A 13,122-nucleotide genomic window follows, 5' to 3' on the forward strand; every position below is an offset into this window, starting at 1 on the left:
TTCAGCTACCTCAAAACAACTCCGTCAAGGTCAGCAAGTCTCACCGTCCCTAAATTTGATTTCCTCCTCTCGTCGTTAATAGCCCTCAGAATTTTAAGAACGGTTGCCTTCCTCACAGGTTCTCCTGACAGCACCCTGGAAATTGTCGCCCGAGCTAGACGCGTCTGATGAGACAAGTCCGAAACACTCCAACCCAGTTCCTCCAACAACTGATCAAGCGTGTACCTAGCCATAAGCACCCCCTTTCATCAATCCCTCACCAACCTACGACCTCCTATGGCAATCATAGCACATAAGAGCGAAGATATCAATACCCTCCTAAAAACAATGCGAAACTTTGCCAAACTAGGCAAAGCAAAAACACAGTATTCCTCCCAAACAAACCCCAGGGCAACACGAACCCAGCTCCGAAGGGAACTCGAAAAAACCGCATAATAGCATTTTCAGGCTATCCGCCCCTTGAGGCGCGCCAATATGGTATACTGCACTCACCACAAGTGAAACATCGAGGTACAACGTTGTATGCAAGGGTGGGAATACAACAACCTGGTCTCTGGGGGCGGGCAGCCAGGCGGAGGAGCGCCACCGCTATCGGCGGCCCTTCAGCCGACGCCTCAGCGTCAGCAGCAGTTCACGTTCGGGATCTACTCGACGACACCGCCGACGACAGAGCCTGAAAGCATCTTACAGCGCGCCGACGAGGTGAACGCCGTCAGGCGCATGTTGAGTAACCCCAATACCAGCGCTGTCTTTCTCACTGGTGAGCCGGGAGTGGGCAAGTCGACCCTGGCCGCGCTCGTCTACAAGAGTATCCAGGCCATGGCCCAGGTAGCAAAGGAGCCGCCGCTACGACCACGCTACTTTGTCTGGCTGAGCATCAGCTCCTTTGCCAATCTGCCGGATGTCATCGCCGCTATCCTGCGCAGCATCAACGTTGACACCTCCACGTTTTTTCTGCTCAAGCCCGAGCAGCAGATCGCTGCCCTGGTGCGCGCCCTGCGTCGTCCCCATGAGAGCGCCTTCATCGTCCTCGATCAGTTTGAACAGCTCCTGGACCCCGAGACCGCGCAGGGGCTGGTCGGGCGCGGGGCTTTGGCGGCCTTCTTTGAGATGCTCCAGATGGACCTGGGCACCAGTCGCCTCTTGCTGACCAGCTACCTCTCGCCCTATGGGCCGCTCAACGACGACGAGAAGCGCGTCCGCTCCTATCTGGTCTCGCGCGTCAGCATTCCAGAAGGCGTCTCGCTCCTGCTCCAGCGTGGCCTGCAGGGGACCTATGAAGATCTCTCGCTGGTCTGGCAGCGCTGCGGCGGCCACGTCTTTGCGTTATTGCTGGTTTGTGCCCTGGTGCAGCTATCGGGGATTTCTCTCCCCTATCTCTTGCATGCCGCCGAGTATCAACCGCTGTGGAGCGGCGATGTAACGCTGCAGACGATCGCAGCGCTCTATCGCCATCTCTCTCCCCTGCAGACCCTGCTCTTGCGCGCCCTGGCGCTCTTCTCGGAGCCGGTGCCACTGACAGGGATTGTAGCCACCGTCACTGGCCAGTATGCCTCGGCGCATGCCCTGCGCTTCGAGCAAGAGCTGGTGCAACTGGTGCAGCTTTCGCTGGTACAGCGCTCGCTCAACGAGGCGGGAGTCACCTGCTACGATCTGCATGGCCTGCTGCGTCAGTATGTCTTGGCGGCCTACCTGGAAGGAAACGATCTTGAACACAGCCAGACGCTGGAGAACATGCTCGGCCTGCGTAGTCCCCTGCTGGAGGCTCTGGCCGGGCTGAAGCCCGAGGAGCCGGAGGCCCGCGAGATTGCTCTCGCCAACAGCCATCTGCAGGTCGCCGCCTACTACCGCCGCCTGGCTCTGGAGCAGTGCCCGCCGCCGGAGCAGCGCACGGGCCTGCAAGACGTGGTCCCCCTGCTCCATGCCATTCGCCATCTCTGCCTGGGCTGGCGGTGGCAGGAGGCTTGCGATCTTCTCTTCAGCGAGAGCTTGCATGAAAGCCTGATGCGTTGGGGAACGTGGAATACATTGATGAGCATTTATACAGGGATGCTGCCGCCCAGCGGCTTACTGACGCGCCACGATGAGGGCCTGGTCAATAGCCATTTGGGCCTGCTCTATGCCCGCCTGGGAGAGTACGAGCAGAGCCGGGCCTGCTACGAGCGCGCCCTGAGCATTCAGCAGGCCCTGGGTGACCAGCACGATGCGGCGGTGACGCTGGTCAACATGGGCGAGCTGTACCGCAGTATGGGGGCCCTTCAACAGGCCCAGACCTATTTTGAACAGGCCCTGCTCCTCAATCGTCAGCTAGCCGACCCCGACCCCGAGATCGAGTGTGTCGCTCTCCATAATCTGGGACTGCTCTGCCAGACTCAGAAGCAGTATCAGCAGGCTCTCAGCTACTATCAGCAATCGCTGAAGCTGGCCCTACGGACGCAGGAGCGCTACGATATCGGCATGATTGTCACCAACATAGGCATGCTGCTTTATGAGCAGGGAAGGCAAGTCGAGGGCCTGGCCTTGCTCTTCTTCGCCGTCCAGTGGCGCCAGGCCCTGCAGGACCCCACCGTGAGCACAGTCGAGCTATTTCTGAGCACGCTGGAGCAGCGCCTGGGGACTGAGACCTATGCCGGGCTGCGTCAGGCCGCCTTGCTCCAGCAGGAACAATTGATTAACCAGCTCTTTGCCTGACCCGGCCTGCCTCCCGTGAAGCCAGGCGAGCCGGCAGGCAGACAGACAGACAGGCAGATCCTCGCCCCCGGGACTGAAACCGCTTTAGCTTAGCCCGGCACTGGCCCAAAAGGTTTGGTCTGCAAACTTGCTGGAATAGCATGCGTTATAGTAAGTGACTACGAATCAGAAAAGTATCCCTATCCAGGGCCAGGGAGCCGACGGCCAGCACCGCCGGCGCGGCGCGATCTTGCTGAGCCTGGCCTGCAGCGGGGCCCGCCAGGCAGGCTGAGGAGCGCAGGATAGGGAAGGCTATCAGGCTGTGATAGATAGATAGAAGGCCGTTAGCTGGCGCCCGTGTCCAGGGGCGGCCAGCCATAGACCATACCTCGCTTCCTGGCTCGCTGGCCGACCGGCTGGCGAACCGTTGGCCAGGAGCAGCTCCTTTCCCGGATGGATAGATTCTACCGATGCAGGGTCCAGTCAGCAGTAGGGTAGGTCGGGCTTGAATACGCGCTTTTGCTGACCAGCCTGCTCTTTCAGCGCGAGCAAGAGACATACTCTCTCCTTGCCAGCCTGCTGTTGCTATCCCACAGGATAGCCATATTTTGTGATTGCCAGAGGCAAAGAACTCACAGAAACGTTGTACCTAGCAGTACGCAGGCAGAGGGAAGGCTCCGGCAGGGAGGGAGGGCTGGTCTGACTGGAGAGGCAGACCAGCGAGCCAGCGAGATTGCAACTGCTGCTAGGAACATGGGAGAATGAGGTGAGCGGTGGCAGGGCCAGGAACGCACAAGGCTCCTGTACAGGAGTGAAGTGACCTGGAGCAGAATCGGTGCGGTGCGCGCGAGATCAGCGCACCTGCAACCAAGGCTCTCTGCCAGGAAGTTGTCAGGAAGTGAGTTTGAATGACTGCGAAACGCCAGTTTATCAAGAACCCGGCTCAGATTCTCAATGAGCCTGTTGAGCAGGAGCCTCAGTCGGGTCTGTGGTCGCCGAACGGCGGGCAGATGGGGGGAGAAGCCGCGGCGCAGGATCAGCAGGCGGGAGCGACGGCCTCACGGTCAACAGGTTCGGGTCTCTGGCAGAAGAATCCACAGGGGGGGCCGCCGAGGCTTTCCCTGCCCGGCATTTCCGGGCAGGCGGCGCCCGCGCCCCTCTCGACGCCTGCTGGCCAGTCACCAAACGGAACCGGCGATCTATCTCTGCCACTCTCTCAACCGGGCCTGCCGCCCTTCTCTCTGAATCAGGTTTCGTCGCATCAGACAGATGCCAATGTCCCCCTCAATCGCCTGCCCGATCTGCTGCGGCAGGGACAGGGAGCGGCCCAGCCGCCGGCTGCTCCCGCAGGACCTCTCAGCTCGCCAGGTGTGGGACCCTGGGCTGCCGCACCTGGCCTCGGCGGAGCTGGGCCCGCTATGGGGGAGGCAGGGCCAGCTCTAGCCCCCGGTCTCGCGCACTATCCTGCTCAGGGCCTGGCTTCAGGCCCTGGAACCGGACCGCTGGCTATGGGAGGTGCCATGACGGCCCCGCCGACAACGCCGGCTGCCACGCATCCTGTCTCGCTTCCGGGCTTCGGCGGCGTGCCCGCCGTGGGCAGCACGCCAGCCGTTGACTGGCCTTCCTCTGGCGGTTGGGGCGCCCCTCCTCAGCCTGTGGCCCCCCTGACCACCCCGTCCCCGCCCCGTCCAGCCAGAAAAGGCAAAGCGCGCCGACGCCGCTTCCCCCTCTGGGCGCGGATCGTGGCCGCGGTCTTTCTGGTGATCTTCCTGCTTGGGGGCGCGGCAGTAGCCTACTACTATTATGCCTTCGCCGGAACCGTCAATAATATTGTCGGCCAACAAGTGCCGCGCCTGCGTGGAGATAGCGGCTCCCGCAGCACCCAAAGTAATAGTGGTAGCTCGATCTTGAGCGGAGGTCGCTTCAACATCCTCTTGCTCGGCAGCGATACCGACGAGAAATTCGCCGGGCACTATATCGCCCAGACGGATATCGTGGTGACCATCGATCCGGCCACCCGGAGCGTCGGCATGCTCTCGATCCCTCGCGACTTCTGGCTGCCGATTCCAGGGGTTGGGATGGGCAAGCTCGACGAAGCCTATGGCTACGGAGGCGTGGCCCTCTCGCGTGCAACGATCCATGCCGATTTCGGCATCCCCATCGACTATTATGCCTGGGTCGGCCTCGATGGCTTTGTCAAGGTGATCGATACGGTCGGCGGGGTCGATGTCGATGTTATGCACCCGATTACGGACGATACCTACCCCGACGATGTCGGCAATACGACGGGTGATATCCATGCCTACAAGCGTCTCTATATCGCGCCCGGGCCACAGCACCTGACCGGCCTGCAGGCCCTCGAGTACGTTCGCTCCCGCCACGCTGACCTCGTCGGCGATTTTGGTCGCTCGGCCCGCCAGCAACAGGTACTGACCCAGCTTAAGAGCAAGCTCGATAATCCTGAGATCTTCGGCAAGCTGCAAGAGATCGCCCAGGACCTGAACGGTTATGTGAAGACCGATCTCTCCCTGACTCAGGTGCTGGAGCTGATGAATTTTGCTCGTACGATCGATACGGCGAAAGTACAGCGCGTTACGCTGGGACCGCCCTATTCGCATGCCGCTACTGTGACGCGTAATGGCCAGTCTGTCGATGTGGAGATCCCCAATTGCGACGCTTTGCTGCCGGTAATCGCCAAGATGTTCGCTTTGGGGGATAAGGCGCTGTGCAATATTGGAACTGCCAGCAGCGGCGCTCCCTCGACTGTGGCTCAGGCGACAAGTCAGGCCAGCAACAGTGCGGTCGCTGCTGTCCAGACTTCCCCGGCTGTGGCCGAGAGTGTCTCTGGCAGCAATCCGCTCTCGACCGCTGGCCAGATGGCCAATCTCGGTCTGATGAGCCTGCAGGGCGGAAGCAGCGATCGCCTCTTAGGCATACGCAGCCTCCTTGACCTGATGCTGGCGGTGGTCTGTGAGTCGCTGGATGCCTCCAGAGTCTAACCTGGCCAATGGGCGAGTGAGGAGGATTCCAGGGCTGCCCTGCCGCCTTGTCCTGGAAGGGGGCAGGCTGACCGCCAGGCGGAGCGCTGTCTTTGCCGTGCCCTGGCTCGCCTTGTCTCTCTGGCAGACCGGCGAGACAAGGCGAGCGACTCTGACTATTCATATAGATAGATGAAGGGGCCTGGCTGGGAGAGAGGAGAGCGGGGTCAGTCCGCGGAGTCCGCGGAGTCCACGCGCCTGCTGGCTCCTGCTTCCCTGAGGCTGTCCACATTCTTTCTTCCTCCCACCCCAGACGGAGTGCAGCCTGCCGCTCGCTGACACCGGCCTTGCTCCACGAGCGGAGCGGCTGCGGCTGAGCGGACAGAGAAAAGAGAGGGTGAGGGCAGGCAGTGGCAGGAGATAGAGCGAGGGCTGACTGACCCGCCGCTCCCTTCTCTTTCCCTCCACGCCTCGGGCCGGGCTGGGCCGGTATGGCCCTTATCTGCCTACCCACCTACCTCTCGAGCTACTCTAGCTACGTACGAGCGAGCCGACCGGAGAAGAGAAAGAAGAGCGATGAAGAAGCACAGCATCTCATGGCGCCTGGCCATCTTGCTGTCAAGCCTGGTGGTCCTGCTGCAGGGCTGTCTCTGGTTTGGAGGCAGCAACAACAACTTCAAGCAGACCACCGTTGGGAACCGCCAGGTAGGAGTCAACGAGAATCCGAACCTTTTCAAAGGAAAGATCTACTTTACCATCGACCATAACCTGTGGGTGCTGGATGGAGCCAGCAATAGCCTGAAGCAATTGACCAAGGGCCAGACCGTGAGCGATCCGGCGGTCTCGCCCGACGGCAAGTGGATAGCCTTCACAGTGCGCTTCAAAAACTACTCCAATATCGAGTACATGTCGGTCAACGGCGGCCCGTGGCACATGCTGCTTGATGGCAATGGCCACTACTACTTTGTACCGGGCCTGGATGTTCCCAAGGACGATTTCAAGTGGAACGCCCAGCCGCGCTGGGCGCCCGACAGCAAGCACCTGCTCTTTCTGAGCGACTTCCAGAAGGAAAACTGGTATCAGTACACGCACTACGACGCGCCGGTGCTCGACCTGCAGATCTATGAGATGTCGATTGACGAGCCTAACAACTACAACGCCGTTCAGGATGTGGCCTATGCCTATGTGGGCGATGGCGGCAACAGTGATCCGAGCTTCCGTCCGGGACACTCTGACCAGATTATTTACACCCACTACGCCTACGATGACACGCGCACGCAGCAGGTGATCCAGCTGTTCATGGAGGACCCCAACGAAATTGCCCGTAAGCCCCACGGCACCTACTATCCCGGGCTGCCGGGTTTCGATCCGGGCATCGCCATCACTCCCGCGGACGTGCAGTGTCTGCAGCCAGCCTTCTCGCCGGACGGTAACACCATTGCCTACATCCGGCGAGAAAAAGACGGGCAGATGGGCCTCTATGTCATGCCCACACCCGAGGGCGTCACCACCAATCCAAACGATCCAACGGTAGAAAAGAAGGCTCTGGAGCCATACCAGCAGTCGAAGCTGCTCGTCAAAGGGCAGTTTGTCAGCCAGCCCGTCTGGTCGCCGGACGGACGAGCGATCGCCTACTTATTCTACTCCAACCAGGAGTTCAACCTCTGGCTCCTCAAGCTCAATTACGACCAGAAGACCAAGACCTACAGTCCCGCTGGCAGTCCGATCCAGCTCACCAGCGGTGGAGTGGATGGCGATTCTCACCCATTCTGGACGGCCTGAGTGTTTTGATGATATACTTACCCTGCGCACTATACTGGGAACAAATAGCCATCCTTGATATCACCTTGCCGGGGGATCTGAGGTAGAGCATTGAGTCATCTGGAAGGCACGCTCATCGCGGGACGCTACGAGATTCGCGAGCACATTGCTACCGGCGGCATGGCCAGCGTCTTCAAGACCTGGGACCATCGCGTGGAGCGGATTGTCGCCATCAAGGTGCTGCGCTCGCTCGACAAGAACGATCTGCGCGCCGTGGAGCGCTTCCGCCGGGAGGCGCGCGCGGCGGCGGCTCTGGCCCACCCCAATGCGGTAACCATCTACGATTTTGTCGAGGAGGGTGGGCAGTATTTCCTGGTGATGGAGTATATTCAAGGCCCAACGCTGAAGCAGTTGATCACTCAGCGCCGCCGCCTGCAGGTGCGCGAAGCCTTTGAAATCGCCTGCCAGGTCTGCTCGGTGCTGCAGGTGGCCCACGCCCGCGGCTTTATCCACCGCGATATCAAACCACAGAATATTATGCTGACCTGGAACGGCCTGACGCCGCTCTCCAATGACCTGAGCAGCGGCCTCTGGGTCAAGCTGACCGATTTCGGGATCGTGCGCGTGGCGGAGGACGCCGGGCTGACCAATAGCGGCATCGTGCTCGGTACGGCCGATTATCTGTCGCCGGAGCAGGCGCGCGGCGAGACGCTGACGGCCTCATCCGATCTCTACTCGCTCGGGGTCGTGCTCTTCGAGATGCTGGCCGGGCGCCCACCGTTTGTGGGACCAACTGCGGTCTCGATCGCTATGCAGCATGCCTCTACCAATCCCCCGCTGCTGCGCCAATTCAATCCCTCATTGCCGGTCAGCGTCGAGCGCGTTGTGATGCGCGCGCTGGAGAAGGAGCCAGAGGAGCGCTTCCATTCGGCCATCGAGCTACAGCAGGCCTTGCGGGCCTGCCTGCGTGAGCTGGTGCAGCAGGGCCATCCGGCAGTGGCCTCTCCCTGGCAGGGCCTGGCCTCTCCCGCTGGGGGAGGAGGCCCTTTGTTCCCACCCCAGCGTCAGTATCCCTGAAGACGATTGGTCCCATCGGTATCATACTCTTAGAAGAGAAGCTGGATAAGAAGGAGGGGCGCTCGCTCGGGCGTCCGCTGTTGGCATTGCTCTATGGAACGAACGAAGATTACTACCGCTAGCGCACCCGCCGCCATCGGACCGTACAGTCAGGCGATCCGCTGCGGCCAGTTGATCTATACCTCTGGTCAGATTGCCCTTGATCCAGCCAGCGGCGAGCTGGTGGGCGACGATGTGGCTGCCCAGACCCATCGCGTCTTGCAGAACCTGCAGGCCGTGCTGCAGGCGGCCGGTAGCTCGCTGGCGCGCGTGGTCAAGACGACCGTCTTTCTGACGCGCATGAGTGACTTCCAGGCGATGAACGCGGTCTACGCGACCTATTTCCCCGAACCGGCGCCGGCGCGCTCGACGGTGGCCGTGGCCGAACTTCCGCGTCAGGCTCTGGTCGAGATCGAGTGTGTGGCACTCGCTGAGGACCAGGCGGGAGAGTGAGCGCGTGAATCCGGCCATGCTCTGGCACAGGGCGCTTCAGCGCCTGGAGCAGTTCCCTGTCGACGTTGTGGCCAGGGTCTGGCTGCGTACTGCCCGACTGATGCCCGTTGCCGCCACCTCGGCCTCCGAGGCTGCCGGAACAACGGAAACTCAAGTGCTCTCTTTCTGGCTCCTGGTCCCCGATGCCCTCGCCTGTGCCCTGATCCAACAACAGTGGCGGCCTGCAATCGAACAGGCCCTGGCCGAGCTGGTTCAGCAGCCAGTTGCGCTCAGGGTGGTGGCGGCGGATTGTGCTCCCCAGGAAGCTCGCGCCGATGAGGAGTTGGAGATGGCCGCTATGGAGGATCGCCAGCCAACAACCGAGACGTTTGCCACTCGACATAGCCGAAATGACTCTATTCCTCCTTCTCCCTACTATGATTACGATCTGCCCAGCAAGCCACCCGCGTCTGGCGTCTATGGCGCCAGGCAGCCGGAGCCGCCGGCGGGCGGAGCGCCTTCCTGGGAGCAGGAGAGCGCGGCGGCGGTACCGAACCGACTGAATCCGCGCTATACCTTTGATGCCTTCATTGTGGGCAATAGCAATCGCCTGGCGCACGCCGCTTCCTACGCCGTAGCGGAGGCCCCTGGGGAGGCCTATAATCCCCTTTTCTTATATGGGGGGGTTGGCCTGGGAAAGACGCATCTGCTGCACGCAATTGGTCATAAGGGGGCCCAGGCTGGCCTGGCGGTGCTCTATGTCTCGTCCGAGCAGTTCACCAACGAGATCATCAATGCCATCCGCTATCGTACCACCGAGGAGTTTCGTGCCAAGTATCGCTCGGTCGACATTCTGCTGGTCGATGATATTCAGTTTATCGCCGGCAAGGAATCGACGGAGGAAGAGTTTTTCCACACCTTCAACAGTCTCTACGAGATGAGCAAGCAGATCGTCATCTGCAGCGATCGCCCCCCCAAGGCCATCGTGAGCCTGGAGGAGCGGTTGCGTTCGCGCTTCGAGTGGGGATTGATCGCCGATATCCAGCCGCCCGATCTGGAGACACGCATGGCCATCCTGCGCGTCAAGGCCGATATGCTGCATTATCCGGTACCCGATGAGGTCATCGCCTATATCGCCAGCCGGGTTCAGACCAACATCCGTGAGCTGGAAGGCTGCCTCAATCGCCTGATGGCCTACCAGCAGCTGCATCGCACCGAGCTGACGCTCGATGTGGCGCGGGCCGCGATGTCTTCCCTGGGCAATGGAGCGCGCGAGGTCCAGTTGAGTGGAAGGCAGATCGCTCAGACGGTGGCCGACTACTTCCACGTCCCGCTAGAGGCCATGTGTGGCAAGCAGCGCGATAAGCAGATCGTCATCCCGCGCCAGATCGCTATGTATCTGATTCGCCAGGAGACTCAGCTCTCGCTGCTGGAAATCGGTCAGCTCTTCGGGGGGCGCGACCACAGCACGGTGCTGCATGCCTGCGAGAAGATCGAGCGAGCTATGCAGCTTGATCCCGGCCTGCGCCGCGACGTGGTCGCCATTCGCGAACTGTTGCTGCCGCGCTAGTCGCCTTGCGGGCCGATTGCCTGTTCTACCTGTTGTCCTTGCTTGTGCTTTGCCGAACGGTGTGAGTAAAAGATATATGTTGCCCTATACGACCTATCTGATCGACCTGGACGGCGTGGTTTACCGTGGGAATGAGTTGCTGCCGGGCGCGCGCGAGTTTGTGCAGTGGCTGGAGACCAACGGTAAGAAGTATATCTTTTTGACGAATAACTCGTTCGCGACCGGGGCGCAGATTCTGGCGAAGCTGGAGCGCCTGGGCATTCCGGCGACGCCCGAGCATTTGATGAGCGCGGGCCAGGCGGCCATGCAGAATATCGCCCGTCGGCTGCCTGGGGCGCGTGTCTATATTGTGGGCGAGCAGCCGCTGGTGGAGCTGGCACAGGAGTATGGCCTGACGGTGGTCGAGGTGGATGCGGAGGAGGCGGATGTGGTGCTGGTCGGCCTGGATCGCTTTTTCGATTATAGCAAGCTGACCTGTGCGGTGCGCATTGTGCTGGCGGGGGCGCTCTTTATTACCATCAATCGCGATCCGTTGCTGCCGATCGCCGGCGGTGGCTTTCTGCCGGGCTGTGGAACCCTGGCGGCGGCCATCGAGGCCGGTACTGGCGTGACGCCGGAGGTGGTGGGCAAGCCGGAGCCGATGCTCTTGCAGGAGGCGATGGAGCGCCTGGGCAGTAAGCCGGAGGAGACGGTGATGATCGGCGATGGCCTGGATGTAGATATTCTGGCCGGCCAGGCCGCCGGGACGCACACTATTCTGGTCCTCTCGGGCCGCAACAATCGGGCCGATATCGAGGTCTCGCCCATTAAACCCGAGCACGTCTACGAGGACCTGGCCGACCTGCTGCGCCAACTACAGCAGGTGAAGTCTAGCTAGGTCTGTCTCCGTGCAGCCCTTGGCCTTTGAACAAGGCCCGCGCCCGCAATCTCTGTTCCTGGGATCATATCCCTAATGTCACAGGGCCAGCACAGTGGTGATGAGGAAGGAAGGCAAGCCATCCCTGAGCCGTCCTCTTGAAGCGAACAGCTTCAGAGAGAAGAGATATTGGGATCTGTTTGTCCAGCCTATTCGAGCGTGTGCGCTCTCAACCGATACTCGGACAGGGGCAGCGTGCAGGGACTGACCTTACACATGAAAATCTTGCCCTTGTTCCTCAGGTCTGGAAGCTGCTGATCGTTCTCCTTCTCTCCCCCGGGCTGTTCGCTTTGGGCTGTGGCTCAGTTCATGCCCGCTCAACCACCCGTACCGGTCCCAGTTGCGCCGGCGTTGGCTGCTATTCGGATGGCGCCTACAGATATCGGTGGCTACCAGGTCGTCACCAACTGTGTATCCAGCTCTACCTGCCCATTAATTGACAATCAGAACCGATCAGACGCGTTCTCACAAGATGGATACCTGCGTCTCTATTCCCGGTCAAGACAGTCCCACCTACTACTTTTACGAGCGTGGGTATATCTATAACGCCTATGCTGCCGTCATGCTTCCCGCTATGACAAGAGGCTGGAGATCCTCAGATGCCTTTTCCAGCTACTTCAACTCCAGCAGCGGATAGATAGCAGACGAACTCATCAAGGAGGTTGTCAGGTATACATTCACCTTGACTGGAGTGCTAACGACCAACAATGGTCGGCAGAGGTCCATTCCAACGAAGATTGTGTTGTAGGTGGATACAATCACCGCAGCGTCCTGGCCACAGGTAGTGACCTCTTTAATGGAAAGTGGTACACGATTAATACTCCCAAGTTACATGTACAACGAGACCGCATAGGGAACTTGCAGGGCCTCTGGGACGTTGTATCTCTGGCATATCAGGCAATCCTGAGGCGCTACCATTTCCAGGCTCCTGGAGAGCATAATGGAGCAGGGTAGGAGATTCGCCATGAAAAAAAGTCCGAAGCGACGCGCCCGAAACACAGCCTTCATCACAATCTTTGCAATTGCAGGTATCATCGTGGTTGCTGTGGGAGCGGCTCTTTGCTCCAACTGGTCTTCATCATCTCCCGCCAATGCGAGCAGCAAGGCAAACACGGACCCACGCTTCCTCTCCTTAACCGTTGGCACCAGTCCCGCAACAGAGGTTCCTGATTCCCTACCACCAGGCGGGGTGACTATTAACGAGCAATTCGTGCTCAAACCCCTCTCGCCATCTGTCCAGAGTCATCTCGCCCTGATTGCTCAGAGCGATGCCATCACCATCGGACGGCGCTATGTCAATACGCAGCCCTCTGCGGCAAAGGCTCTCCTGGCCAGCTTTACCAGCATTCATTCCGTCCTCCCGGCCGGCGCAAGAGAGGCTTCCCATCCCATTCAGAACGTTCCCGCCTGGATTGTCACCTTCACCACCACGAACCCGGAAAATGTGGTCCAAGGGAAACGAGTGCAGCCCGGACAGCAGGTCCCCACGCTCTTCCCCACGCACTTGAATATCGTCGTGAACGCCACCACTGGGGACTTTGTTCTTGGCTTTTTCACGGTGTAAACCGAAGCTCTCGCTCTGGTTTATGCGGGCTTATCCCTGTAGCGGTTGGAAGGAGCAAGTTCGCTATATCGTTTGCTGTGTGCGAACCCTGCATGAACAGCTGACAATGCGAGGA

Annotated in this window: 9 protein-coding genes; 8 read left to right on the forward strand and 1 reads right to left on the reverse strand. The window is 60.2% G+C overall.

Features of this window, described 5'->3' with window-relative positions; translation table 11 throughout:
• Positions 1-5: 5 nt before the first annotated feature.
• Entirely contained in the window at positions 6-233 is a 228-nt protein-coding gene (locus ACFMO7_RS20070; RefSeq protein WP_376797261.1) for a helix-turn-helix domain-containing protein, read from the reverse strand.
• Positions 234-522: 289 nt separating this feature from the next.
• On the opposite strand from ACFMO7_RS20070, the gene ACFMO7_RS20075 reads away from it, so the two are divergent.
• From ACFMO7_RS20075 to ACFMO7_RS20110, 8 genes are all read left to right on the forward strand, one after another.
• Complete coding sequence (locus tag ACFMO7_RS20075) at positions 523-2,691, forward strand: tetratricopeptide repeat protein (protein ID WP_376797262.1); 2,169 nt, start codon at positions 523-525, stop codon at positions 2,689-2,691.
• Between the two features lie 887 nt (positions 2,692-3,578).
• On the forward strand, positions 3,579-5,669 hold the full coding sequence (locus ACFMO7_RS20080) for an LCP family protein (protein ID WP_376797263.1): 2,091 nt from the start codon (positions 3,579-3,581) through the stop codon (positions 5,667-5,669).
• A gap of 555 nt (positions 5,670-6,224) precedes the next feature.
• On the forward strand, positions 6,225-7,430 hold the full coding sequence (locus ACFMO7_RS20085; RefSeq protein WP_376797264.1) for a TolB family protein: 1,206 nt from the start codon (positions 6,225-6,227) through the stop codon (positions 7,428-7,430).
• A 90-nt stretch (positions 7,431-7,520) separates the two neighbouring features.
• Positions 7,521-8,486: a protein kinase gene (locus ACFMO7_RS20090; protein ID WP_376797265.1), complete on the forward strand. Its 966-nt coding sequence runs from the start codon at positions 7,521-7,523 to the stop codon at positions 8,484-8,486.
• Between the two features lie 93 nt (positions 8,487-8,579).
• Positions 8,580-8,978 (forward strand): RidA family protein, encoded by a 399-nt coding sequence (locus tag ACFMO7_RS20095; protein ID WP_376797266.1) that lies wholly within the window; start codon positions 8,580-8,582, stop codon positions 8,976-8,978.
• 4 nt (positions 8,979-8,982) lie between these two features.
• Positions 8,983-10,527, forward strand: coding sequence for a chromosomal replication initiator protein DnaA (gene dnaA / locus ACFMO7_RS20100; protein ID WP_376797267.1), 1,545 nt, complete (start codon positions 8,983-8,985; stop codon positions 10,525-10,527).
• A 76-nt stretch (positions 10,528-10,603) separates the two neighbouring features.
• Entirely contained in the window at positions 10,604-11,404 is an 801-nt protein-coding gene (locus tag ACFMO7_RS20105; RefSeq protein WP_376797268.1) for an HAD-IIA family hydrolase, read from the forward strand.
• Between the two features lie 1,003 nt (positions 11,405-12,407).
• Complete coding sequence (locus tag ACFMO7_RS20110) at positions 12,408-13,007, forward strand: hypothetical protein (RefSeq protein ID WP_376797269.1); 600 nt, start codon at positions 12,408-12,410, stop codon at positions 13,005-13,007.
• Positions 13,008-13,122: the final 115 nt, after the last annotated feature.

The organism is Thermogemmatispora sp. (assembly GCF_042408735.1).
Classification (GTDB): domain Bacteria; phylum Chloroflexota; class Ktedonobacteria; order Ktedonobacterales; family Ktedonobacteraceae; genus Thermogemmatispora.